17 protein-coding genes and 2 tRNA genes are annotated in these 25,463 nt (G+C 51.1%); 14 read left to right on the top strand and 5 right to left on the bottom strand.

The annotated features are described in order from the left end of the window. The first annotated feature begins 4 nt into the window (after positions 1-4). Positions 5-748: a class I SAM-dependent methyltransferase gene (locus tag ACTJJS_RS31585; RefSeq protein WP_440667834.1), complete on the top strand. Its 744-nt coding sequence runs from the start codon at positions 5-7 to the stop codon at positions 746-748. On the opposite strand, the gene ACTJJS_RS31580 is transcribed toward ACTJJS_RS31585, so the two are convergent. Together ACTJJS_RS31580 and ACTJJS_RS31575 are read right to left on the bottom strand one after the other, a co-directional pair. Next, positions 737-1,975: a hypothetical protein gene (locus ACTJJS_RS31580; RefSeq protein ID WP_440667833.1), complete on the bottom strand. Its 1,239-nt coding sequence runs from the start codon at positions 1,973-1,975 to the stop codon at positions 737-739. The genes ACTJJS_RS31585 and ACTJJS_RS31580 overlap by 12 nt on opposite strands. Further along, positions 1,975-3,204 carry a YncE family protein gene (locus ACTJJS_RS31575; RefSeq protein ID WP_440667831.1) on the bottom strand — a complete coding sequence of 410 codons (1,230 nt, stop codon included), beginning with the start codon at positions 3,202-3,204 and terminating at the stop codon, positions 1,975-1,977. Before ACTJJS_RS31575 ends, ACTJJS_RS31580 begins: the two co-directional genes overlap by 1 nt. Before the next feature lie 312 nt (positions 3,205-3,516). Here ACTJJS_RS31575 and ACTJJS_RS31570 point away from each other — a divergent pair, with 312 nt between their 5' ends. After that, positions 3,517-4,350, top strand: coding sequence for a class I SAM-dependent methyltransferase (locus tag ACTJJS_RS31570; RefSeq protein ID WP_440667829.1), 834 nt, complete (start codon positions 3,517-3,519; stop codon positions 4,348-4,350). Here the strand turns inward: ACTJJS_RS31570 and cfa are convergent. Continuing rightward, on the bottom strand, positions 4,340-5,506 hold the full coding sequence (gene cfa, locus ACTJJS_RS31565) for a cyclopropane fatty acyl phospholipid synthase (RefSeq protein WP_440667828.1): 1,167 nt from the start codon (positions 5,504-5,506) through the stop codon (positions 4,340-4,342). The genes ACTJJS_RS31570 and cfa overlap by 11 nt on opposite strands. A gap of 252 nt (positions 5,507-5,758) precedes the next feature. Between cfa and ACTJJS_RS31560 the strand changes: the two genes are divergently transcribed. From ACTJJS_RS31560 to ACTJJS_RS31545, 4 genes are all read left to right on the top strand, one after another. Then, positions 5,759-6,358: a TetR/AcrR family transcriptional regulator gene (locus tag ACTJJS_RS31560; RefSeq protein WP_440667827.1), complete on the top strand. Its 600-nt coding sequence runs from the start codon at positions 5,759-5,761 to the stop codon at positions 6,356-6,358. Continuing rightward, positions 6,355-6,711 carry a GIY-YIG nuclease family protein gene (locus ACTJJS_RS31555; protein ID WP_440667826.1) on the top strand — a complete coding sequence of 119 codons (357 nt, stop codon included), beginning with the start codon at positions 6,355-6,357 and terminating at the stop codon, positions 6,709-6,711. Before ACTJJS_RS31560 ends, ACTJJS_RS31555 begins: the two co-directional genes overlap by 4 nt. 71 nt (positions 6,712-6,782) lie before the next feature. Continuing rightward, positions 6,783-6,854, top strand: a tRNA-Ser gene (locus tag ACTJJS_RS31550). A 129-nt stretch (positions 6,855-6,983) separates the two neighbouring features. After that, positions 6,984-7,053, top strand: a tRNA-OTHER gene (locus ACTJJS_RS31545). 17 nt (positions 7,054-7,070) lie between these two features. On the opposite strand, the gene ACTJJS_RS31540 is transcribed toward ACTJJS_RS31545, so the two are convergent. Further along, on the bottom strand, positions 7,071-8,048 hold the full coding sequence (locus ACTJJS_RS31540; protein WP_440667825.1) for a hypothetical protein: 978 nt from the start codon (positions 8,046-8,048) through the stop codon (positions 7,071-7,073). Between the two features lie 34 nt (positions 8,049-8,082). Next, entirely contained in the window at positions 8,083-9,540 is a 1,458-nt protein-coding gene (locus ACTJJS_RS31535; RefSeq protein WP_440667824.1) for an SDR family NAD(P)-dependent oxidoreductase, read from the bottom strand. Positions 9,541-9,635: 95 nt separating this feature from the next. Here ACTJJS_RS31535 and ACTJJS_RS31530 point away from each other — a divergent pair, with 95 nt between their 5' ends. The 8 genes from ACTJJS_RS31530 to ACTJJS_RS31495 all read left to right on the top strand — a co-directional run bounded on the left by ACTJJS_RS31530 (position 9,636) and on the right by ACTJJS_RS31495 (position 25,422). After that, a complete protein-coding gene (locus tag ACTJJS_RS31530; RefSeq protein WP_440667821.1) occupies positions 9,636-10,634 on the top strand; it encodes a hypothetical protein in 999 nt (332 codons plus the stop codon). A 72-nt stretch (positions 10,635-10,706) separates the two neighbouring features. Next, complete coding sequence (gene trhA / locus ACTJJS_RS31525; RefSeq protein WP_211092810.1) at positions 10,707-11,351, top strand: PAQR family membrane homeostasis protein TrhA; 645 nt, start codon at positions 10,707-10,709, stop codon at positions 11,349-11,351. 11 nt (positions 11,352-11,362) lie between these two features. Beyond that, positions 11,363-12,217 (top strand): YwqG family protein, encoded by an 855-nt coding sequence (locus tag ACTJJS_RS31520; RefSeq protein WP_440667819.1) that lies wholly within the window; start codon positions 11,363-11,365, stop codon positions 12,215-12,217. 308 nt (positions 12,218-12,525) lie between these two features. Beyond that, positions 12,526-14,430 (top strand): AAA domain-containing protein, encoded by a 1,905-nt coding sequence (locus ACTJJS_RS31515; protein ID WP_440667818.1) that lies wholly within the window; start codon positions 12,526-12,528, stop codon positions 14,428-14,430. An 11-nt stretch (positions 14,431-14,441) separates the two neighbouring features. Further along, complete coding sequence (locus ACTJJS_RS31510) at positions 14,442-14,885, top strand: DinB family protein (protein ID WP_440667817.1); 444 nt, start codon at positions 14,442-14,444, stop codon at positions 14,883-14,885. Positions 14,886-14,969: 84 nt separating this feature from the next. Then, positions 14,970-17,489 carry a hypothetical protein gene (locus ACTJJS_RS31505; RefSeq protein WP_440667815.1) on the top strand — a complete coding sequence of 840 codons (2,520 nt, stop codon included), beginning with the start codon at positions 14,970-14,972 and terminating at the stop codon, positions 17,487-17,489. 3 nt (positions 17,490-17,492) lie between these two features. Then, positions 17,493-22,007, top strand: coding sequence for a TonB-dependent receptor plug domain-containing protein (locus ACTJJS_RS31500; protein ID WP_440667814.1), 4,515 nt, complete (start codon positions 17,493-17,495; stop codon positions 22,005-22,007). 154 nt (positions 22,008-22,161) lie between these two features. Next, positions 22,162-25,422, top strand: a complete 3,261-nt coding sequence (locus ACTJJS_RS31495; RefSeq protein WP_440667812.1) for a S41 family peptidase — start codon at positions 22,162-22,164, stop codon at positions 25,420-25,422. Positions 25,423-25,463: the final 41 nt, after the last annotated feature.

Raw genomic sequence — 25,463 nt, 5'->3', positions numbered from 1 at the left:
CACCATGAAAGAAAATAAGTACGACGATCCCGGCTTTTTTGAAAACTACAGCCAGATGGCGCGCTCCGTAGAAGGACTGAACGCGGCCGGGGAATGGGAAGTGTTCCGTAGCCTGCTGCCGCCCCTGCAAGACAAGCGGGTACTGGATATCGGGTGTGGCTTTGGCTGGCATTGCCGTTATGTGATGGAACAGCAGGCCGCCAGCGTAATAGGAATGGACCTCTCCGAAAAAATGCTGGAACAGGCACGCCTGCGTAACAATGGCCCGGGTATCACCTACCTGCGGGAAGCCATGGAGGACATCGATTTTCCTCCCGGTTCTTTCGATGTGGTACTTAGCTCGTTGGCGCTGCATTATACCGGACATTATGACCTTATCTGCCGCAAAGTGCACAATAGCCTGTCGGCAGGCGGACATTTTGTATTCTCTACCGAGCACCCTGTATTTACGGCCATGGAGACGCAGGACTGGTACTACGATACAGCGGGCCAACGGCTGCACTGGCCTGTAGATCATTACCAGGACGAAGGCCGCCGGGTGGCCCGTTTCCTGGACACGGACGTGGTGAAGTACCACCGCACGGTCGCCACACTGATCAACGGCCTGCTGGATGCCGGTTTTATCATCACCCGGGTGGAAGAGCCCAAACCTTCACCGGCCGTGCTGGAGAAATACCCGGAAATGAAAGACGAAACCCGTCGCCCTATTTTTATATTGATAGCAGCACAGAAACCGTCAGCGGTATAGCAGCTGGTCGTATGCGATAATCATTTCATATAGCTGTTGCCGGTAGTCACACAGCTGTACTTCCATCGCGCACGCTGCTTCGAGCGAACGAAGTACGGCAGCCAGGTCCAGCCTGTTTTCCTGATATCGCGCCATATCAGCCTCCAGCGCATGTTGCAGCGCTGGTAATATTTTTTCCGTAATACCGTATATGCGTTGCTGTTGTATGCGGATGTCCCGCTCCAGTACCGTTAGCCGGACCTGTGTCTGTTGCAACAGGGCGCTGCGCTGCTGCGTCAGTGCGGCGATGTCTGTCCCGATGGCCTGCGTTTTCCGACGGTAATAGCCTGCCGCCCATGGCGCCAGCGGTATCCTGATGCCCACCATGATGTTGAAATTGTTGGGCACCAGCGGCGATACCGGAAAGAACTGGTAAAAGCCGATGTTGAAATCCGGCCGCTGCTCTTGCCGTACGGCCTTTTGTTCCAGGTACCGCCATCGTATGGCTTCTTCCAGTTGATATACCTGTTTGTTGGCCTGTGCCAGTGACACGGTGTCTGTGTTGCCGGGCGTAAACGCCGGCGTGTAACTGCTGTCTGTGGTAAAAGGCCCGGTGAGATATAACAGGCTGCTCAATCTTGCCCTTGTGCCGGCAGCCAGCGATTCCTGTGTGCGTATATCATCACTTACCGCTGTGAGCCTTGCCGCAGCGGTGCTTACAGCGGCTAGCTGTGCCTGTCGGTAAGGCAGCCGTGCCAGTGCCACCTGGTGGATAAAAGACAATACCTGCTCCTGCCGCCTTAGTGCTGCGGCCTTTTGCAATGCTGCCACATGGCGGATATATTGTTGCCGGGCGGAGTAGTGCAACCGGTTCAGGGCAACCGTCTGCGCGGTCAGTGCCATGTTTGCCTCAAAAGCCAGGTACTGGTAGCGGCTCCGCAGCTTTGCCGGATGCGGTATTGCCTGCTCTGCCTGCACAATTCTGCTGCCCAGCGCAATGTCATTATACACGCGGCGTGCAGACCACGGGATCATAAACGTGCCGGCGCCCACCACCGGCGGCGCCCATGCCAGGGCGCTGTGTGCGCGCCACCGGTAAGCCTGTGCGCTCATCGCGTAAGCCTGCAATAGCAGATGGCTGCGTGTTATACGGGGCAGCATACTGTCGGACGGAAGCACAGGCGCCGGTTGTGCGTTTAACCTTTGTAGTGTGACGATCAGAAATATGACAAGTAACCGGTACCTCATCAATGGTGCATATAGTGTGCCTTGCCTAATGTGCCTTCTATCGATTCGGGCAACAGCTGGTATTTGTTGCGCATATCAACCGTGCCCAGTTTCTCACCGGTATTGATGTCAACTACGTCAATGGTGCCGGCATTGAGATTGGGCAGGTTGAGCAGGTTGTTTTGCACGGCCACTACAGAGCGGCCTGACTTGGTTTTAAAGAAAGCCATGTGGTGCGCGCCCTTGTCAGCCGGTAATGTTCGCACCTGCCGCAGTTCAGGCAGGTAGTTCAGATCAAACACCAGGATTTTTCCGGGTTGACCAAAACTTACGTATAGCAGTTTGTCATCTGCAATATAAAATTCCAGCGCCCAGCCCAACCCTTGGTTGGCCCCTTTTAATACCCGCTTAAATTCGCTGTACTGGTTGGTTTTATCATCAAATGCAGCCATCCAGATGTCGCCGCCGATCATGGTATTGGCGAGGGCGTAACGCGGGTATTCATTGCGGAGCAACAGTACTTCCACCGGGCTGGACAGGTCGGTGGCACTGTCTGCCACGCGGTAGGTCTTAATGATATTGTAGGTGTTCATATCTATCAGCGTACAGGTGTTACCGATACCGCTGGTGAGATCGGGGTGAATGGTGGAGGTCACCATCGCCAGATTTTTATCTTCAAATATAGAAATGCCGTGCGGGTACATGATGAATTTGTCGGGATGCTCGTCAATAGAGGAGGAGATGGTTTTGATGAGCTGATTGTTATGCGCGTCGAACACGCCAACGCTGCCGTCGCGGACGCCGCCTTTTCCACCCATAAAGGTTACCCAGTACTGGCCGTTACGGGTGAAGAAGATATCTTCTCCTACTGTATTGCCACCGGTGTTGACAGGGTTGGCCTCGTAGATGACAGGATATCCTTCGTGGTTCCATTCCATTTTTAACTCATACAGGTAACTGCCACCCAGGGCGGTAGTATAGAGCTTTTTTTCATCACGGTTGAAATACAGGTGGTGTGGCAGCACGCCTTTTCCCAGCTCTGTCCGGTGCAATATCTTCCCGAAATCCGGCGATTCAGGGTCCAGCTCCATTACAGCGATGCCATCGCTGCCGCCGGCCAGATGCCGGTAGTCAATAAAGAAAAGGGTTTTCTGTTTGGTGGCAGGATCTTCTATTTTTTTACAGGCGTGCAGTAAGTGCAGGCAGCAACAGAAGAACAGAACTCTTATCAGCAATTTGAAGTTTAACATACGTGGTTGTTTTAAAAAGTGTATACAGGCGGGTGGTTGAATTTATAAACATTATATGCAAAGGATCAGCTTGCATACCTGATGTGCCAATGTGTAAAGTTTTTAATCCTAACTAACTGATGGACCTTAAAACAGATAATAGCCAAAGGTTTCAGCTTCGGGAAATAAAAGTAATCGGTATAAAACGAACCCTGATAGCAGTTTGATACTGAAGCTTCTTTGCGCAGGGATGCGTTACTTTTAGCGTTGATTGTACCGTTCGCCGGCGCAGTGTTTTGTTACTTATTTTGTGAACCTTTAATTCCACCCACCATGGAAAATGCTTTGCACCCAGGCGATTACTGGGACCACAGGTCAGATGACCGCAGACAATGGGAAAATGTTATCAACCTGTTTCTGAAACCTGTAACAACCGCATTGTTGCAACACCTTCATCTTAAAAATCCTTTACGGATACTGGACGTCGGTACAGGCACCGGGGAGCCGGGACTGACAATTGCGCAGTTATATCCGGATGCGCTGGTAACGGGCACGGACATATCTCCCCGTATGGCAGAGATTGCTATAGGCAAAGCGAAAGAAAAGGGACTGTCTAATTTCGAGGTGGTCTGTTGCGATGCTGCTGATATGCCCTTCGATGATCGTATATTCGATGCCGTAGTATGCAGAAATGGCGTCATGTTTTTTAAGAATATTACAGCAGGGCTGAAAGAAATCAACCGCGTATTGAAGCCTGGCGGGCGACTGGCTGTTTCAGCCTGGGGACTGTTAGAGCATAATTTGTGGATCAATATTGTACTTGACGCGATTGCTTCCGTTACCCGCCGTAAACTATATAATCAGCATGTGCCGGGCATGTTTCACTGTATGCAGCCTGGCGAGATGTCCGACTGGTTTGAAACGGCGGAGTTCCAATCCGTAGAGGAAGAGGTGCTGACGGGCATTGTACAGTTTAATTCCGTAGACGACCACTGGCAGTATGTAACACGGGTTAGTGCTGATGTGGTAAATGCATTAAAGGATATTCCGCAGCCGGTGCAGGAGATTGTCCGGTCGGAAGTAGCCGGCAGGGTGGGGAGGCATGTAATAGACGGTAAACTCTATTTTGAGTGGAGCCTGCGGGTAACCTCCGGTGTCAGGGCTTGATGGTGTTGGCGTATGTAAGGGGACTGTTTTCGCGGGAGGCTGCAACATGATACCCGCCAGGCACACCGTTTTTCGACAGTACGATCTGCCACAGCTGGCTATGCCGCGCCCGGAAAGAGGCCGCGCAGGACAACAGGTAATATTTCCATATACGGAAAAATGTCTGGTCGTACCGGCTTTTGAGCTTGTCCCAGTTGGCGGTGATATTTTCGTACCAGGCCATCAGTGTTTTATCATAGTTCACGCTGAAGTTCTCCCAGTGTTCCATCACGAAAATGCCTTCTATGGCTTGGCCAATCTGCCGGATGGTGGGAATGACCGCACCGGGGAAGATGTATTTATTGAGCCATTGGTCTGTAAAAGCGGACGTTTCATTGCCGCCGATGGTATGCAGCAGGAACAGGCCGTTATCTTTGAGGCAGCGGGCGGCTACTTTCATATATTCGCTATAGTTATGCGGACCTACGTGTTCAAACATGCCCAGTGATACAATGGCGTCGAATTTTTCGTTGAGCTGGCGGTAGTCCTGCAGCCGCAGGGTGACAGGCAGGCCGGCGCACAACTGCTGCCCAAGGGCTACCTGTTCTTTGGATATGGTGACGCCGGTTACGGTCACCCCGTATTTTTCAGCGGCAAATTTTGCGAAGCTTCCCCATCCGCAGCCGATGTCGAGGACATGCATGCCGGGTTTCAGCTGTAGTTTGCGGCAGGAGAGGTCTAATTTGTTTTCCTGTGCTTCATCCAGGGTGGTGGCGTTGTCCCAGAAGGCGCAGGTGTAGGTGAGCCTTTTGTCCAGCATGTTCTGGAAAAGATCGTTGCCTGCATCGTAGTGGCGTTGGCCGTTACGGGTGGCGCGTGCCGGCCGCTGGAAGTTAAACACGCGCGCCAGCAGGATGTCCATCTTCAGCCGCAGACTTTTACGGACGCTTTTGTCGAGGTTGGAACGCAGTATTTTGTAGAAGAACTCATCGAGCCGGAGGCAGTCCCAGTAGCCTTCCATGTAGGATTCTCCCAGTCCGAGGGAACCCTGGTACAATGCGCGGGAATAAAAATCTTCGTTGTATACGTGAATGTCCCACGGGTTGTTTCCATTTACCGCGATACCCGCTGCCGATAGCAGCCGGGTGACTATGCTTTTTGTTGTTTCGTTGTTCATGGCTGTATAACAAGTTAACAGGCCAGGGGAGGTATTTGTTCCCGATAAAATGATTTTTCCGAGGTGTCGGGCCGTTTTTGGGGTACGATCGCCTATAACAAATGTAACAATATTCTGCCGGTAAAATCACGCCCCTGCATGCCCGTAGCAGCATCGCCAGAGTTTGGTGTCTGTTTTTTAGTATAATCCTGTTTTGAAATTTGAACAGTGTTCATTATTTTTGCGGATATTAAAAATTGGATAAAGGTAAATATGAAGAACAAGGCCTTACAGGAGCAACGCATCAGGGGGTATTTCATCGAAGCAACAAAAGAAATCCTGAAAAGCGAAGGGCTTAAAAGTGTCAGCGTACGCAACATCGCGGAAAAAGCAGGTTATTCCTTCGCTACGTTGTACAACTACTTTAAGGACGCAAAAGACCTGGTGTTTCTCTGTGTACAGGACTTCCAGGAGGAATGCAGTGCCTACGTGACCACCCGCAGCGCCAAAGCAGCAAAGGGAGAGAAGAAGTTACGTGCCATCCTGCTGGCCTATCTCGAATATTTTGTACAATACCCCGGCATTTTTGAACTGTTTTTCATGGAGAAACTGTCCGACCTGAACAAACAACCGGACACGGCCCCGCTGATCACCGGCTTCTTGGACAAACTGTGTGAGGAAGAATGGAAAAGCCTTATCAATAATAAAACCGTAACCGCCACGGCGGCGGCCAATAAAAAAGCAGCGTTATTGTACGGGCTTTCCGGCCTGCTGTTGTTATACATCAACAGGCAATCCCCTTCAGGGTACCCGGCCTTCCTGAAGGCCGCCAACACATTTATTGACAGCCAGCTTAAAGAGATGAACACATGAAATCAAAAAAAGAACTGAAAGACGCATACCGGCAAATGTCTTTCCGCATGGGCGTGTTCCGCGTACGCAACAAACAGAATGACCGGATATGGATACATCACAGCATGGACCTGGACCGCGCATGGAACTCTGTCAGACTGCAACTGTCGTCCAATACACACCCTAATGCGGCCCTGCAGGAAGACTGGAACCTGCTGGGAGAAGATAACTTTGCGTACGAGATCGTAGAGGAACTGAAAGAAACCAATGACCCGGCAGTGGACTATAAAAAGGAAGTGCAGGCGTTGTATAAACTATGCCTCGAAGAACTGCAACCCTATCACCAGAAAGGGTATCATCAGCAGAAAAGCTAAATCATTACGGATATTTAACTATATTGCGCCGCGATGAAGTTTGGCCCTTTCCGGCTTTATCGCATTATCCAGGGGGATAGTTTAAAATGGAAAAACACCGGTGCTGCTCGCCCGGAGATGCAGGTTCGAGCCCTACTCCTCCACAATATTTTCCTGTTACAGAAACCTTTGTATAACTCTTACGGTTATACGATAAAAGTAAAAGCCTGGCCATACGCCAGGCTTTTACTTTTGTGAAATATGGATAATTATTTCTATGTTCGCACCCGTGACGGACCGTGGCTCAATGGAAGAGTATCTGCCAGCAAGCAGAGGGTGGGAGTTCGATTCTCCCCGGTTTGTCACTTTTTCTCTCTCTCTTAACGGTACACGCTTTTAATCGCTTTACTGTCGGGATGCGTAAAGTTGTCCGGTGATGCCGGAAAATCTTTCATCGCGGAAAGGTGCAGCGGCAAATTTCCTTTGGCGCCCAAAGCTTTGGTGGACGGGGCATAACTCAGGTCCACCCATTTCAGGTAGGGCCGGGTGCTTAGCAGTTCGTGCAGCAGCTGCATGCCTTCGGCCTCAATGCCGCAGCTGGACAGACTGAGTTGTTCCAGCGTAGTGTTTTGTTTCAGGCCATGTATCAGGTGCGCCACGCCTTTGTCCCCGATATTGTTAACGCTCAGAAAAAGAGATTTCAGGTGTTTGTTGGCCGCCAGCATTTCGCTGACAGGTATCATCATCTCAGCAGTGAGATAATTGCCGCTCAGGTACAGTCTTTCCACCGTGGTATTTTCCTTCAGGTATTCCAGCAGTGTAAAGAAACCTTCGCCGGCGCAGGTGTTCACCAGGTCCAGCGTGCGCAGGTTTGGATTTTGTTGCAGCAGCTGCACAATGTTGGGCATACTGTGACTGCCGATAGGGTTTCTCTTGAGCCACATGCTTTTTACAGACTGGTTGCTGCTGAGGGCTTCACAGAGCGCCTGGGCGCCTGCCTGTTCTATGTAGTTGCAGCCCAGGTACACGGTTTCAATGGTATTGTTTACAGACACGAGGTCTGCCACGGCCTGCGCACCGGGATTGCCAAAGGCGTTGGTGCCCATCAGGATATGTTTGATCTGAGTGTTCTGTCGCAGGGCGGCTGTTACCAGCTGCGTCCCTTCCACGCCCAGCTGTTGTTTGCACATGTCCAGCCGTCCATCGGTGGTTACGGTGCCTACCGGGAATACCAGGTTGGTAACGGGCAGCGGCTCATTGTTTTCCAGGTATTGTAATACCGGGTCAAGGTCACTGCGTTGAAAAGAAAAGGTGTGCTTTACGTTATCAACGGGGCACACAAGGGTATTATGCTGCATATGATTTTTTTACGGGTGATGGTCAACATACATTTTACCAGGCATAAGGCTGATAGTCTTTCAGGAAATGCCCGAACAGCGGAATGTCCGGGCTGGCAAGACCTGACACCACGGGGTCGTAGATGCGGGCCATGCCATCAGTTTCGTCCAGCGGCGGCACAAATCCTTCTTCTTCGTATAGCCGTTCCTTTTTGGGATGCGGATTTTCCTGTGTGATCCAGCCAGTGTCCACACTGTTCATATAGATGCCGTCCAGCGCATAATCCTGCGCCGACGTGCGCGTCATCATGTTCAGCGCGGCTTTGGCCATATTGGTATGCGGATGGAACGGCGTTTTGGAGCCACGGTTGAACTGCCCCTCCATGGCCGATACGTTGATAATGAACCGGCGGGGGAAAGGTGACTGCTTCAGCAGCGCTTTCAGTTTGCTGTTGAGCATAAAAGGAGCGGTAACGTTCACCAGCTGCGTCTCCAGCATTTCGCCGGGTGGCACTTCATCCAGCCGCAGGGTCCAGCTGTTGCTGGAACGCAGGTCTACCTGCTGCCGGTCTTTGTCATATTGCCCTTCAGGAAAACACTGGTGCATCTCGGCAGGCAGCAGTTGCTGTTCCCATGCGTCGCCAAGGTAACGGAAGGGCGGGGCAGGGGCCAGGCAGCGGCGTACGGCTTCGGGCAGGGTTTCCGGTGGCGCTTCTTCTGTCGCGAAAAGATGCTGATAGAAGGCTGTCGGCCTTTTGACCGTCTGTGCGGCATTGTGTATCAGGATGTCCAGGTGTGTTTCTTCGCCATACAGCTGTTGTATGAACTGGTTCACCTGCCCGAGGTTGCGCAGGTCCAGCGCCGCTATTTTCAGCCTGTGTGCCCATTCGGAGAAGTCTTTCTCTTCACTGAAACGCAACGCGCAGTCTTTGGCAAAGCGGGTGGTCACCCACACGCGGGCGCCATCGCGTAACAGCCGCAGGGCTGTCAGGTATCCGATCTTGATGCGTCCGCCGGTAATTACGGCCACGCGCCCACGAAGGTCGGCACGCTGTAACCGCTTGCTGTAGTTGGTCTCAGCGCAGGAAGGACATAACATATGATAGAAGAAATGCACTTTCCGGTAAGGCGTCTGACAGATATAACAACGTTGCATGGTGGTCAGTGTCAGGTCTTCTTTTTTATCGGCCGGCAGGCCGGTATCGGGCAACTCATATTTCCTGAACAACAACGTCTGGGAAAGCACTTCCTTTTTATCGTACTGCCGCAGGATATCCTGCTGCTGCGATATCTGCTGCAACCGCTGTAAGGTCATCCGCACGGCCGGCGTGGCCACCGCTGCCAGCCTGGCTTCCGCCACGGCGGCTTTGTTGTCTTTTTTGGCACGCTTGTACAGCTTGGTCACCAGCCCTTTCAGCGTCATATCGTCCGGCGACTGGTCCGGGTCTCTTGACAATACCTGTAACACTTTTATACAGGCTTCCCATTCTTCTTGTGTGAATGCTCGCTCCATCTTCTCCGTCGGGTTAAAAAATAAATTGGATGATTAAAGATAGATGTTATTAATTTATGTTGATATATTTGTAATTATACCCTATTAATATAACGATGATGAACGCACGTTTCCGTATACACCTGGCCCACATTTTCCTTTTCCTGCTGGCTGTTGTTTTCTCGACAGGATGCTCTAAAGAGCTCTCCAGGGAGGGAGCGGGAACAGGTCCAGTGGTGCCGCCGGCAGACCTGGCCACCTATGGGCTTGAACATCAGGGCAACAGCTGCTCCGATGCCGTCGTTACCGGTACTTTCAAAGTCGGCACCACCGCTGCCGGCGCAAAAATACAGGTAACCGTGCAGGTGGCCATACCCGGTGTATGGACGCTGACCACCGGAAACGTCAATGGAATAGAATTCTCCGGCGGCGGCAGCTTTTCTGCCACCGGCAAATATACGATCACGCTGATTGCCAGCGGTACGCCTCAACAGGAAGGCACTTTTAATTTCCCGTTAAAGACCACAGGATCGTCTTGCAGTGTAGCCGTTAAGGTGAGTGGCAGCGGCCCCGACGTGCCGCCTCCTCCGGCAGATTTTTATTACAAACTGACGGCTAACGGGAAAGACTATGAGCAGGACGTGGCAACAGCCAACAATTACATGCTCACCTCCGAAACCACCGGCGGCACTGATGTGACAATGGGTTCCGGTATCTCATGGGCCGGCGGTAACAACCTGCCACAGGGAAAAACAGAACTGCTGATATCCAAAGGTAAACTGACCAACTTTGACGCAGTCACCAACCAGGGCTTTAAAACCTTTTTCCAGCCCGGCAACTATGGATATGCGGCGGTTAATAACCAGACTTTCACCGACGGTGTGTTGCTGGTCTGGACAGATGAAAACGGCAAGAACTGGAGTACGCTCAATGGCGCTACCGGTCAGCCTAATGGTACTTTTACCATCGTCAGCGCAGAAGACTGGGCCGGCTATGCAGGCTACTATGGCGTGAAAGTTAAGATGCGCTTTACCTGCAAATTCTATGATGACGCAGGTGCCTCGCTGGACATCACCAACGGCGAAATGGTAGGAGGGTTTGTCAAAAAAAGATAATGCTATAGACAATCTCTATCACGGCACATTCCTGCTTTGTCCTACATTTACAGCCGTTAAATGTTTTGACTCATGGGAATGACGGCTTCACCAACAGGCTATACCCGGAAGCAGGAAATCGTAAACGGACTGGTACATGCCATTGGCATTGTATTCGGTATCAGCGGCCTTCCGGTATTGACCAGCATCGCTGCCACACACGGTAATACACCGGGGATTGTGGGCGCAGGCATCTACAGTTTTTGTTTTATCCTGCTTTTTACCTGCTCGACCATCTATCATATTTCGCAGGAGTCGGCCGTCAAAAAAGTATTTCTCATCTTCGATCATATCAGTATCTATTTTCTGATCGCCGGAACATATACGCCCTTTTTGCTGGTGTATATGAATAACGCCTTCGGTATCTCACTGTTGTCGGTCCTGTGGGGACTTACAGCCATAGGCATTCTGTTTAAAGTATTTTTCACCGGCCGGTTCGACATTATTTCCACCATCATTTACCTGGTGATGGGCTGGATGCTGGTGGTGGGCGGTAAACGTTTCTTTACCGAACTGCCGCTTTCAGTTATTGTGATGTTGTGCGTAGGCGGCGGTTTATATACCATCGGCGTGATTTTTTATATCTGGGACAGGTATAAATATACGCACGCCTTATGGCACCTGCTGGTGCTTTCCGGCGCTGTGTGTCATTATGTGGCCATTTTGTTATCCATGTAAATATTGTAACCTTGACTATCGAACAGTATAAGGAGTTAATCCACGAATTTGAACTCTCGGAAGTATCGGACTATCTGCTTTCCGCAGCCCGCCCCATTATTAATCTCACGCTGGCAGAAAAGGAAGACTACCAGCTTATTGGTAATTCCCGTGTAGCCGGTGAGCCGGACCTGCCACCTGGTTTTGAATGGCCGCTGACAGATGATGGCGAACCGATGTCTTTTATTGCGCAACTGGACCTGGAATCTGTTTATCCGCAGGACACACAACAGTTGCTGCCCTCCACCGGTATCCTGTATTTTTTTATGGGAGATATGCAACAGGCGCGTAACATCGCTCACAAGGTGATATATGTGGCAGATAAGACAGGGTTGCAGCGCACCGCCCCGCCCCGTACTACTGTCCTGGAGAAGGAAGAGCGGTATACCGGGTACAGGCTGGCAGCAGCGGCTTCCATTATGCCGCCCAACTATGCGTATGTAGACTATGACCAGCTTTCCGAAGATGAAATGGACGCGCTGGACGACCTCTGTATGCATCTCACCGAAGGCGCAGGCCGCATTGGCGGTTATGCTGACGGGCAGCATGGTGACCACAATATCGAGGCTGCCATGTACCTGGAGGCAGGCAAGCCTTATGACTATTTCCCCAAGAACGCCCGTGCCACGCTGTTACAGCACTTCAATGGCAACCAGCAGGCAGTGGAGGAGGCCATTGATGATATGATACTGCTGTTGCAGATAGATTCCGACATGAAGGTTGGATTTTGCTGGTGGGACGCCGGTTGTATACAATTTATGATGCCGAAAAAAGCACTGCGCGCCCGGGCGTTTGACAGAACGTATCTGACGCTGTACAGCTCCTGACCTTTTATCCAACTACAACACTGCTGCGGTGTTTGTCGGGCTTTGCCTGGTCATGGTTTGCCATGAAGGCCTTATGAATATGATGCTTTTATGATGCTAATGACCAGGACATTACCTAACTTGCGCCCTTGCCTGTCTTACTATTATTTTTATAAGACGGTTTTTGTTTTTATATATTATGGATTGATAAACAGTTTATAATATATATTTTTATTTAAATAAATAAGATATTCCGGATGTTTGATGATGCAGTTTCACCTTGTGCTGCCGGTTGACATCAGGAGATCCGTATAAAATCAGGAGAACAGATGTCCTATTTTAATCATCTCCTCGAGCTGCTCCGACAGGAGCGTGAAGAGGACAAACAGTCCTGGCTCCGTCTCACGGCCAGTTCGTCGGCCGCGGAACGCAGGGCGAACGGCCTCGCCTGGTACCCGGTGGCTATCAGGGGCACGGAAATGAGCCGTGGGGACTATCTCACCGTAGAAGTAGAACGTACCACCCATCAGGATATCACCCACCAGTTGCGCTTTGGCGTGTCTGCGGTATTGTTTTCCAACCATGATCCGCAGCAGGACAGGATAGAAGGGACCGTCACCTTCCAGGGCGGCAACCGCCTGAAACTGACGCTGCGCACAGATGAGCTGCCGGAATGGGCCGACAACGGCAAACTCGGCATCGACCTGCTGTTCGATGACAACAGCTACGATGAAATGCAGCAGGCGCTGAAACAGGCCATGGCACTGGCAGAAAAGCCGGAAGGCCACCTGGTGAAAATCCTCACCGGCGAAAAAAAGCCAACTTTTGATACCACAACGCCACTGGTAACGCTGCCCGGACTGAACACCGTACAACAGGAAGCGGTCAACAAAATTTTATCGGCCAATGAACTGGCCATCGTACACGGCCCTCCGGGCACCGGCAAAACCACCACGCTGGTACAGGCCATCAAAGCGTTGATTAAAAAAGACCAGCAGAAAATACTGGTGGTGGCGCCCAGCAACACCGCCGTGGACCTGCTCAGCGAAAAGCTGGTAGACGAGGGGCTTAACGTGTTGCGGGTAGGCAATCCTGCCAGGGTATCGGAAAGACTGTCAGCCCTCACGCTCGACAGTAAAATGTCCGAACACGCCAGTATGAAGGAAGTAAAGCGTCTTAAGAAACAAGCCAGCGAATATAAAAACATGGCGCATAAATACAAGCGCAACTTCGGCAAGGCGGAAAGGGAACAACGTAAAGCCCTCTTTGATGAAGCACATAAAATCATGAAAGAGGTAGATAAAACGGAACAATACATCACCGATGACCTCATCGCCAAAGCACAGGTGATCACCGCCACGCTCGTGGGTGCCAATCATTATACCGTGCGGAATGTGCGTTACCATACCCTCGTGATCGACGAAGCGGGCCAGGCGCTGGAACCTGCCTGCTGGATACCCATCATCAAGGCGCAAAAAGTGATCTTCGCCGGCGACCATTGCCAGCTGCCGCCCACCATCAAATCACCCGACGCGGCACGGCAGGGGCTTAGCAATACGCTCCTCGAAAAATCAGTGGCGCTGCATCCAGAAGCCGTAGTGCTGCTGGAAGAACAGTACCGCATGAACGAAATGATCATGGGATATGCGTCCTCCGTTTTCTATGAAAACAAACTGAAAGCCCATCATACAGTGGCTGCCCGCCGTTTGTTCGCAGACGATGTGCCGCTGGCATTCGTGGATACCGCCGGCTGCGGCTTTGATGAAAAAGCAGAAGGCACCAGTACTTCCAATCCGGAAGAAGCCTCTTTCCTGTTCCGCCACCTGCTGCAGCTGGTCGCCACATGGAAAACACAGCAAGGCAACAACCCCTTCCCGGAGATAGCTATCATTTCTCCCTATAAACAACAGGTGTACCTGCTGCAGGAACAGCTGCAACATGCCGCTGAACTGCTGCCCCATGCTGCCAGCATCTCCGTCAATACCATTGACAGTTTCCAGGGACAGGAGCGGGACGTGGTATATATCAGCATGACCCGCAGCAACGCGGACAACAATATCGGCTTCCTCTCAGATATACGTCGCATGAACGTAGCCATGACCAGGGCCCGCAAAAAGCTCGTCGTGGTAGGCGACAGCGCCACCTTGTCGCAGTTGCCTTTCTATGCCGGATTTATCGCCTACGCGGAAGCACAGAATGCCTACCAGAGCGCCTGGGAATTTATGGACCTTTAGTACAATAATGTATGATAACAACCAGTCTCCAACGTTGGGAATATCTGTGTGATATCATCCCCGCTTTGTTAAAAAACATCAGTGAAGAAGAGTTCTCCTTTAAACCACTGCCTTCCAAATGGAGCAAGAAAGAAATTCTGGGGCACCTGATAGACAGTGCTGCCAATAACCACCAGCGGTTTGTACGGGTACAGTTTGAAGAGACGCCGGTAATCGGATATAATCAGAATGAATGGAACCGCTACAGCTATCATCAGTTGCAGTCCGGGCAACAGCTGATTGCCAGCTGGGAGGGCTATAACCGGTTGCTGCTGGGCATTGCACGGCATATACCGGAAAGCCTGTTGCAGCGTACCTGCGTGTCAGGTGGTGCTGGACTGGTTACACTTGCCTTTATCATCGAAGACTATGTGGCACACCTGGAGCATCATCTCCGCCAGCTGGTGTCTTACTAGACAATTATTTGAAGAAAATAACGGCAACGTTACTACGTTGACACAGGATTAGGAGTATATTTAGTATGCCAAATTACCTATACTGTGAAATATAGTCTGCTGTTGCTGTTAATACCCGGCTTCCTGCATGCACAGGAGCAACGCCCCGTTGAACCAATCGAATCCGCTGATTACCGGGAAATGCTTCGTAAACCTGCAAACTACCAGCGGGACAGTACTGTTACGTCCATAGAGACGCTCCGTTCCGCCCTGTATGGAAGGCTGGAACTATGGAGGCCACTGGCCGACCTGAAAGTTGATAATGGCGTGGTATCCCTGGTCTTTAACCCGCGTTACACACTTCAGTTGTCAGGCAAACTGGGAACAGGCATAGAAGTGAAAACGACTAACCGTACGCCATCACTGCAGCAGTTGTACGCTCAGGGACGCACGGAAAACGGCGCGCTGAAATGGAACGGTCCCGAAACTGGGGAAATGTTCAGCTACGGCCCGGCTTTACGCTCGCTGGAATTTGATGGCGCGCCTTACCCTTACGATCCCCATGGTAAACTGACGCCTGTCGGCAGCGGGAATGGAAAAGCCGCTATAACCTACGATAACAGCATACTGCGGACAGGCGTGTCATGGAAAAACTATGCAACGTTTAACGGCATCATTAACCGGCAAGGGAGTGATTGGATAAAGCTGAACCTGGCACTGGAACGCGAAGATGGCTCAACGGTAGTTCGTTATAACGATAGCCGGACAATGAAGCTGGCTACCAATGCGAGTATACGGTTACAGCATTTTCAGATAGGGGCAGGCTATCAGTACAGAAATACCAACCTGACAACAGACAACAGGATAGGCCTGTTGAACAGGGCGTGGCAACAATCAATGCTGACACCGGCTACTTTCGATAACGCCTATACGACAAAACCCTATGGCAGCCAGGCGGATAATCCCCTGGCATTACTGAAAGACAATGGCAACCGCTATGTGGCCCATCACCATGGGTTCCTGGTCAACGTGAAATACGGAAGCCATAAGCTGGAAGCTGAGACAGAGTATAGCGGCGTCGCCAGCAGGCAGGCGGCCGTGGAAGGTTACCCGGCCGGAACTTACGGCTTCCCGCCAGAAGGGGTGTCGGTTGACCGGAACACCCGTTTGCAACAACACACCGTCAATACCCATGTGACCTATAAAATAGGCGGCAGCGATACCCATGCGGATGTAACGGCAAGGCATATACTTTCCACTGCAGACAACGTTTTTAATTATTCTTTACCACAGAAACAATACCCTTCACAGCGTACTGTCAATGAACTGCAGCTGGAAGTCCCTCTTTTTTTTCGTATATCCCACAGGGTTAACGCCAAAGCCGAAGTGGCCAACAAGACCTATCTTTCCAACACTGTCCGGCAAAAGGGCTACTGGCTTCCGTCCGCAGCTGTCTCCTTATGGGTGAACCCGGCTTATTCCACCCTGCATCTTTCCGTCTTTTCCAGGCTGACTACTTCCAGTCACGAAATACCACTGGAAAAATCATTGGCCTGTCTGCAGCTGGCAAACTATAATTCATTTGACATGAGCGGTTATTTCCCGCTGACGGAGGTCAGGACCGATGAGCTGGTAAAGCCTATCCGGACCCGCGAGTGGAACACCGGAATAGAAGCGAAATTAAGCAGTTGGTCTCTCATCGGCAGCGTGTACGTCAAAAATGTAAAGAACGATCAGTTACCCTTCTATGTTGGCTCGGAATGGCTCATGGGAAATGTCGCCGATCATCGCACAACAGGTTATGAAGTGACGCTCAGCCTGCTCCCGCGCTACTGGGTCGGAGAAAAATTGCATTACTTTGGTAACATTAGCCTCCATGGTTACCGCAACGAGGTGACAGAGATAGCCCCTGGCATGGATTACACCCCTATCGCCGGTTTCCGCGATGTGAATTCAGCCCTTGTAAAAGGAAAGCCTTTTGGCGTCATTGTGGGCAGCACCTGGCGCAGGGACGATGCGGGCCGCCTCGTAATAGGCGCTGACGGTTTTCCCATTGCTGCGCGGACAGGCATTATCGGAAACCCCAACCCGGACTTTGTACTAAAGCATAACAGCCGCTTTGAATGGAAGGGGTGGCAGCTCGAAGCATCACTGGAATGGAAAAAAGGTGGGGAAATGTGGAACGGTACCCAGGCTATGCTGGACTATTATGGCCGTTCCCGGCGTTCCGGCATAGAACGGAACACTACCGGCTATGTCTTTGAGGGGGTTACAGAAGACGGCCATCCCAATACCAGGTCGGTATCCTTTTATGATCCGGCTCAGCCACTGAGCGCGAACCGCTGGGTAAGGTACGGTCCCGGCGGGGTGGCGGAAGACTATGTCCAGCAGGCGGATTACCTGCGTCTTCACTCGCTGCTGTTGTCCTATAAATGGAAGTTTGAGCGGCAACTCGTCCGGGAACTGACCGTGGCAGGATACGTCAATAACCTGCTGTTATGGACTCCTTACGAAGGAGGAGACCCTGCACAGCTGCTGTTCGATTATCCTAACGGCACAGGGCTGGATTTCTTTAACCTGCCCTCCGTAAAAACATTTGGCTGTAACCTTCTCATTAAGTTCTGACCTATGAAGTACCTGATAAATATCTGCTGCTGCCTGTTGCTGTTCATACAGTCGTTACCGTTATCTGCGCAAAAGATTGACTATAAAAATACCAAGGAAAAGGTATACCTGCATACCAATCACGTGTTCTTCAACCCGGGGGAAGAGTTGTTTTATAAAATATATGTGGTAAACGCACAGGACCTTCAGCCCAATCTGGTGAGTAAACGTGTATTCGTGGAAGTGGTTTCCCCGGCCGGCAACTTGGTGGAAAAACAACAATACGAGGTGACCGACGGATATGCCCAGGGTTCTTTTGTATTTGCCGGTGACGCCTCCGGCGGGATATATACCGTGCGCGCCTATACGGCGTGGATGCGAAATGAAAAGCCCCGCACTATTTTTAAACGTGAAATTACACTGTTGAAGGTGATCTCGCCCAGAGTGCTGATGAAGCTGGATTTTCCGCGTAAAGGCTATGGTCCCGGCGATGAGGTGATGGCGGAATACAGCATGAAAAACCTTCAGCAACAGCCTATTACGGGCTTCCCGGCTCAGTATACGGTGTCAATAGACGGTAAGGCCGTGTTTTCTGGCACATTTGTCACCGACACCGCAGGAAAGGCACGTGTCACCTTCCGGCTGCCACAGAAACTGTCTACCAACGACGGCCTGTTAAATATTACGGTTGACTATCAACATAACAAAGAGGCTATTTCCAGAAGTATTCCCATCATCCTCAATAAAATCGATTTGCAGTTCATGCCGGAAGGAGGCGCGCTGGTCAATAGTATTCCTACGAACATGGCATTTAAGGCCGTCAATGAATATGGTAAGCCGGCTGACATAAGGGGAATAGTCCTGGACGATCAGGGGAAACAAGTGGCTGCTTTTGAAAGCCTGCGGTTTGGAATGGGCGCTTTTCAGTTTACACCACAACCGGGACGTTACTATATTGCCCGTTTGACAGCACCGGCCGGCGCCACCGGCGAATATGCGCTGCCGGCGGCCAAAACCGGTGGCGTGGTGATGAACGTAATACAGAAAGACAGCCTGCTGCAGTTTGCCTTGCGGGCGTCTCAACCCATGATAGTGACCCTCGAAGGCAAAACACGCAATGTCACCCATTACAAAAAAGTCATACAGCTACAGGCCGGAGAGCAGACCGTATCGGTAAATGCTGCTGAATTTCCAGTGGGCATAGCAGTCTTTACTATCTCTCAGTTAAATAATATTCCGCTGGCGGAAAGGATTGTATTCCTCGGACGGTCGCGGTTTTTACAGGTGAAAATAACGCCTCGGAAACAACAATACCAGCCCCGGGAAAAAGTAACGCTCGATATTTTTACTACCGGTGAGAAAGGAGTGCCCATTCCCGCCAATCTCTCATTGGCAGTAGTGGACGATAAAAAATGGATCCTGGCGGACGACCAGCAGGATAATATCCTGTCATGGTTGCTGCTCAGTTCAGAGCTGCATGGCAAAACAGAAGAGCCGTCTTTTTATTTTAAAGAAGACGAACATACCGCACCTGCGGTGCTGGACCTGCTGATGCTGACCAACGGCTATCGGTATTTTGATTATGAAGACGCTGTCATAAGAAACAATCAGTTGTTACACGGACCGGACATGGTACACGTTTTGTCCGGTATCGTGGTAGACAAAAATGAACAGCCCGTACCATCGAAAATATACGTCCTGCATGGAAATGGTGCCGGACAAAAAATAAAAACGATAGAAACAGACGAGGCAGGCCGCTTTATGATGACCGGCCTTCCGCCCGCCCGCTATGCGCTGGTGGCGGTACCCAAACACAAAGTCAGGGACAAACCCGGAAATGTACTTCGTATATTGGAAAACAGATTTATAACAGGCAGAGATGTTTCAGCGCTGGCAGCCCCGCTTACGGATACTGTTGTGGGTTATATAACAGCACCTCCCACGCCGCCTTTACCGGAAAAGGCCACCTCGTCTCAACAAACGGCAGTGCCAAAAAACATACCCGGACTCCCTGAAGGCGACAGAGGGCTGCAGGAAGTGGTGGTGATAGGATACAGCGTGGCGGAAAAAAAATCGTTAAGCAGCTACGCTGCTTCTACTGTAAAAGTGCAAAGACTCCAGGACGTTAATACAGCACTGCAGGGTGTCATGTCGGGCATTAAAGTGACGTCCAGTATGCCGGGCAACAATTATTATGTAACATTGAGGGGTAACAGGTCTGTCTCCGGAAATAGCGAGCCACTCTATGTTTACAACGGTGTGCCGGTAACATCAGCCGAAATTGCAGGGAATCTGGAATCCATCACTTCAGTTACCGTATTAAAGGATGCTGCCGCCACGGCGCTCTATGGCTCCCGTGCCGTTAATGGCGTAATTGTTATCAATGGCACGGCAGCGTTGGGTGAATACCGTACCATCGGCCTGTCTCCGAATTATAACCTGCCCTTTACGATGGTAGATGTTGCGGGGGATGCTGTTACACCGGTACGCCGCTTTTATGCGCCTGTGTATACGTCCCTGCAAACAAGGGAGCGCAGCGACTTCCGGGAAACCATTTACTGGAACCCAGTGGTGCAAACGGACAAACATGGCAAGGCCACTGTTTCCTTTTATAATTCGGATGCTACCACCGCTTTCCGTGCTATCGCAGAAGGCATCGGGTATAATGGTCAGCCGGGCCGTACAGAAACGACCTATGTCTCCAAAGCACCGGTAGCCGTGGATGTCAAAATACCGCCTTATTTCACGGTGGGAGATAAAGCACTGTTGCCTATGGTGATCAGTAACAACACCTCCGGTGATATGGAACTGGACATCTCCATGGTATTGCCCAAAGGCATGAAGGCCGGTGGTTACACTACTAAGTTGTTACTGCCGGGAAACGGCAGCCATAAAGTACTGTTGCCTGTGGAAGCTGTTGCACAGCTGGATGATAACATTCATTTTATGGTCCGGACGCCGCAAAGCAGCGAAAATATAACGATGCCGGTAACAGTGGCCCAGAAAGGATTTCCGGCGAGCCTCTCGCTGTCTGCCGCTGCTTCGCAATCCTGGGATTTCCGGCTCAGGAACATAGTGCCTGGAAGCGTTCATACAGTACTGAACTTGTATACAGAGCTGGAAGAACTGACCATGGAGGTAATCGCCGGCATGCTAAGAGAACCCCATGGTTGTTTTGAACAGACATCCTCCACCACCTATCCCAATATTTTTATCCTAAGGTATTTACAGCAGACGGGTAAACTAAATGACGCACTTAAAAAGAAAGCAATGAACTACCTGGAGACCGGCTATGACCGGTTAAAGAGTTTTGAAACATCCGCAGGTGGTTTTGAATGGTTCGGCAACGTGCCGCCACAGGAAGTATTGACGGCCTATGGCCTGATGGAGTTTACAGACATGAAGGAATTCATTGCGGTAGACGAAGCCATGCTGGCACGCACGAAAAAATTCCTGTTGGGCCGCCGTAACGGAAAAGGCGGCTTCCGGCTGGAAGCAGATAAGAGCTACCAGATGCATGCCGTGCCTTACAGCGTTGCCAACACTTATATCGTGTACGCCATGACCAAAGCCGGCATGGGAGAGGAGATCCTTCCGGAATATGAAACTGCGCTGAGAACGGCCCTGAAAAGCAACAGCGCATGGGAACTGGCGGTGATGGCCAATGCGGCGTATTATATGAAACGGCCGGATGACTATCGTCAACTCATCATACTGTTGAAACAGGGATACAGCAATAATTCCCTGAAAAAAAACAGCGTAGTGGCCGCCTATGGAGCATCCCTTGAAGTGGAAACAATGGCCTGGTATGGCCTGGCGCTGGTGAAAGACAATAACAACATAGTAGAACTGAGCCATCTGATGCAGAAAATCATGAAATACCGCACAGGTTATGGTTTTGGTGCCACACAGTCTACCGTGCTGACACTGGAGTTACTGACAGCCTATGCCAGGGCTGTCAGCCGGGCAAAAGCCTCCCTTAGCACCAGCTTCACGTTAAACCAGTCGAAGGTGGCCCCGGGACCGATAGACGCTGCCCTGCTAAAGGAAGGGGAGAACAGCTTTATCGCTGCTGCCACGGATACCGGTGATATAGGCCCTTATAGCCTGGAGGTAGGTTATCACACCCTGTTGCCCGACAACAGCGACAGCGCGGTATTAAAGCTGTACACCGCCCTGAGCAGCGCACACGCGAAAGTAGGAGAGACCGTAAGAATGAACATCCGGGTAAAAAATGAAACAACAACAGGACTGCCGATGTCCGTAGCTAAAATCGGTATTCCGGCCGGCCTGTCGGCGCAGCCATGGCAACTGAAGGAATTAATCGAAACGAAAAAGATCACCCACTATGAGATCTTCGATAATTACCTCGTACTATACTGGCTGAACTTCGCCCCCGATGAAAGCAAAGTCGTCAACCTTGATCTGAAAGCTGAAATACCCGGTACCTACAAAAGCAAAGCAGCTAATGTGTATCTGTATTACACACCTGAGCTGAAACACTGGAACGCCGGACTGGATATCGAGGTCCGGGAATAGCGATCAGCAGACAAAAAAATAAATGCCGCAGGGAAGCAACCTCTCTGCGGCATTCTTGTCTTTAAAGAAATCACTTTAAATGTTTCGTTTTTGCTACATTCGTTTATCCGGAAAATAGAAGCTCTGGAGAAGACCCTTTAACAATCAACCGCTTATGATGAAAAATGCTCTGCTGGCACTGTCATGCCTGTTGACTGCCCAATCCCAGGCGCAGGTGAGCGCCAGCCTGTTCCGCTACCCGGACGTTTCCCGTACACAAATTGCTTTCAGTTATGCCAACGACATCTGGCTGGTGCCGAAAGAAGGTGGCACCGCTGTTAAAATCACTTCGCCGGCAGGAATGGAAATGTTCCCCCGCTTTTCACCGGATGGCAACAAACTGGCTTTCTCCGCCAATTACGATGGTAACCTCGATGTGTATGTAATGCCGGTCACCGGTGGCGTACCATTCAGGCTTACCCAGCACGGTGGCGCTGATAACCTGGTGGACTGGACGCCGGACGGTAAACAGGTGCTTTTTGCCTCCAAAAGAGAAAGTACCAAAGACCGGTTTAACCAGTTTTATACCGTACCGGAAACCGGTGGGGCGCCTGTCAAACTGCCGCTGGCCTACGCTGAATTCGGCAGCTATTCCCCTGACGGTAAAAGTATCGCTGTCACTACCCGTACTCAAAGCTTCCGCACCTGGAAACGCTACCGCGGCGGTATGAAAGCCGATATTCATATCTTCCGTTTTGATACCGGCCTGTCCGAAAATATTTCCGCTAAAAGTGAAGCCGGCGATGAATTTCCGATGTGGTACAAAAACGATATTTATCTGCTGTCTGACCGCGGACCGGAAAAAAGAATGAACCTCTGGAGATATAAAACAGATACCAAAATTTTTGAACAGGTGACACACTACACCGACTACGACGTGCATACGCCTGCCCTGGGGCCGGATGATATCGTGTACGAAGCCGGTGGTAAACTGTATACTTTCTCCCTCGGGTCTCAACAATCAAAAGAAGTAAAAATCAATATCACGACAGACGTATCTACGCTGAAACCAAGGATCATCAAAGCTGATAAAGACATCCAGTATGCAGATATCAGCCCCGATGGCAAACGTGCGTTGATCGGTGCCCGTGGAGAAATCTTCTCCCTGCCCGCTGAAAATGGTTTCGTAAAAGACCTCACCCGCACTAGCGGCGTTGCCGAACGCGACGCTTCCTGGTCTCCCAACGGCAAACAGATCGCCTGGTGGAGCGACCAGTCCGGTGAATATGAACTATGGATCGCGGAAAACGGTAAAGAAGAATCCGCCAAACAGGTGACCCACCTCGGCCCCGGCTTCCGTTATCACGCCTATTGGTCGCCCGATAATAAAAAGATCGCTTACATCGACCAGACAATGCGCATCAATATCGTTGAGGTGGCCACGGGTAAAGTAACCAACGTAGACAGGGCCGTACGCTACGAGGAAAGCGCCATGCGTGGATGGAAATGCAGCTGGTCGGCTGACAGCCGCTGGCTGGCGTATACCCGTGACTGTGATAACATGCACAACGCGGTATTCCTCTATAACGTTCCAAACAACCAACGCCATCAGGTGACGGCCGATTATTACCAAAGCAGCGATCCGGTATTTGACCCGGAAGGCAAATACCTGTACCTGTTCACCAACAGGACATTCAAGCCCATTTACAGCGACGTGGAAAATACCTTCATCTATGCCAATACCACCAAGGTGGCGGCTATCAGCCTGCGTAAGGACGTGCCGCCGGTGATGTCTACACAGAACGATGAAGTTACGGTGAGCAAGGACTCTGCGCAATCATCCCCCCAAAAAGAAGACAAAAAGAAAGAAGATAAAAAGAAAGGCGGGGAATCAGCGAAGAACACCAGCGAAGTAAAAATAGACCTGGACAATATTGAATCCCGTTTATATCTGTTGCCCGTGGAAGCCGGTAACTATTCCCGTCTCTGGGCGGTGAAAGGAAAAGTATTGTATAACAACGGTCCCAACACCGGCGCGGGTGAAGGTCCGTCTACCCTTAAATACTTCGACCTGGAGAACAGGGAAGAGAAAGATATCATTAAAGATGCCGGTCAATACCAGGTGTCCGCTGATGGCAAAAAAATCCTCGTGACCGGTGAACGTTATGCTATCATCGACCTGGGCGCCAACCAAAAAGTTGACAAAAATCTCCGCATCAATGAAATGACCATGCTGCTCGATCCGATGCAGGAGTGGAAACAGGTGTTTACCGACGCATGGCGCGTAGAACGCGATTTTTTCTATGATCCGCATCTGCACGGGGTGAACTGGAATGAAATAAAGGGAAAATATAACTACATCCTTGAAGGTGCCCGCACCCGGGAGGAAGTAAATTTCGTGATCGGTGAGATGATTGCTGAACTTAATGCCTCTCATGCCTATGTCTTCGGCGGCGACTTCGAAACGCAGCGCCAGATGAACGTAGGTTATCTCGGTGTTGACTGGGAAGCAGATGGCAAATTCTATAAAATCAAACGGATTGTCCGCGGCGCTGACTGGGATGCAGAGGCCCGTTCCCCGCTGGACGAACCCGGCATCAATATTCCGGAAGGCGCTTATATCCTCGCTGTCAACGGCGTTCCGCTGACGACCGTTGCGGAGCCGTTCAACGCTTTTCAGGGCCTGGCCGGCAAAGCGGTGGAGCTGACCTATAACAGCCGCCCTTCATTTGACGGTGCTAAAACCGCAGTGGTAAAAACCATGACCAATGAATATCGCCTGCGCCACCTTGCCTGGATAGAAAGCAACCGTAAACATGTGGCGGAAGCCACCAATAACCAGGTAGGCTATATCTTTGTGCCCAGCACCGGTATTGACGGACAGGACGAACTGGTGCGCCAGTTCACCGCACAATGGAATAAGGCAGCACTGGTCATCGATGAACGTTTCAATAACGGCGGCCAGGTCCCTGACCGTTTTATTGAGATACTGAACCGTAAGCCGGTGTCTTATTTTGCTAACCGTGGCGGGGTGCCAACATCCACACCACCAATCGGCAATTTCGGGCCTAAGGTGATGCTCATCAACGGCTGGAGTGGTTCCGGCGGTGATGCGTTCCCCGACTACTTCCGCAGAACAGGCCTGGGCAAACTGATCGGTACCCGCACCTGGGGCGGCCTTATCGGCTACTCCGAGGGATTTACCCTGATAGACGGCGGAGAGATCACAGCGCCTTCCATGCGTATGTTCTACCCGGATGGTACCTGGTTCCGTGAAGGATATGGGGTAGACCCCGACATCCTGGTGGATGAGAACCTCGGTGATATGGCCAAAGGCATAGACCCACAGCTCGAACGCGCTATTACAGAAATCAAGTCGCTCCTGCAGACAAAGGGATACAAAGCCCCGGCGCTGCCTACATATGAAAACAGGTAACGTATATTATTAACCGTTATATTGTCAGCCCGTTTGGTACA

This window comes from Chitinophaga sp. 22308, from assembly GCF_052045305.1.
Lineage (GTDB): Bacteria > Bacteroidota > Bacteroidia > Chitinophagales > Chitinophagaceae > Chitinophaga > Chitinophaga varians_A.
Note: the sequence above shows the minus strand (reverse complement) of the source record. Positions and strands in the feature narration are given on the sequence as shown.

Coding starts and splice junctions, on each gene's coding strand:
- ACTJJS_RS31585 (WP_440667834.1), top strand. CDS start 5: ATGAAAGAAAATAAGTACGACGATCCCGGCTTTTTTGAAAACTACAGC.
- ACTJJS_RS31580 (WP_440667833.1), bottom strand. CDS start 1,975: ATGAGGTACCGGTTACTTGTCATATTTCTGATCGTCACACTACAAAGG.
- ACTJJS_RS31575 (WP_440667831.1), bottom strand. CDS start 3,204: ATGTTAAACTTCAAATTGCTGATAAGAGTTCTGTTCTTCTGTTGCTGC.
- ACTJJS_RS31570 (WP_440667829.1), top strand. CDS start 3,517: ATGGAAAATGCTTTGCACCCAGGCGATTACTGGGACCACAGGTCAGAT.
- cfa (WP_440667828.1), bottom strand. CDS start 5,506: ATGAACAACGAAACAACAAAAAGCATAGTCACCCGGCTGCTATCGGCA.
- ACTJJS_RS31560 (WP_440667827.1), top strand. CDS start 5,759: ATGAAGAACAAGGCCTTACAGGAGCAACGCATCAGGGGGTATTTCATC.
- ACTJJS_RS31555 (WP_440667826.1), top strand. CDS start 6,355: ATGAAATCAAAAAAAGAACTGAAAGACGCATACCGGCAAATGTCTTTC.
- ACTJJS_RS31540 (WP_440667825.1), bottom strand. CDS start 8,048: ATGCAGCATAATACCCTTGTGTGCCCCGTTGATAACGTAAAGCACACC.
- ACTJJS_RS31535 (WP_440667824.1), bottom strand. CDS start 9,540: ATGGAGCGAGCATTCACACAAGAAGAATGGGAAGCCTGTATAAAAGTG.
- ACTJJS_RS31530 (WP_440667821.1), top strand. CDS start 9,636: ATGATGAACGCACGTTTCCGTATACACCTGGCCCACATTTTCCTTTTC.
- trhA (WP_211092810.1), top strand. CDS start 10,707: ATGGGAATGACGGCTTCACCAACAGGCTATACCCGGAAGCAGGAAATC.
- ACTJJS_RS31515 (WP_440667818.1), top strand. CDS start 12,526: ATGTCCTATTTTAATCATCTCCTCGAGCTGCTCCGACAGGAGCGTGAA.
- ACTJJS_RS31510 (WP_440667817.1), top strand. CDS start 14,442: ATGATAACAACCAGTCTCCAACGTTGGGAATATCTGTGTGATATCATC.
- ACTJJS_RS31500 (WP_440667814.1), top strand. CDS start 17,493: ATGAAGTACCTGATAAATATCTGCTGCTGCCTGTTGCTGTTCATACAG.
- ACTJJS_RS31495 (WP_440667812.1), top strand. CDS start 22,162: ATGATGAAAAATGCTCTGCTGGCACTGTCATGCCTGTTGACTGCCCAA.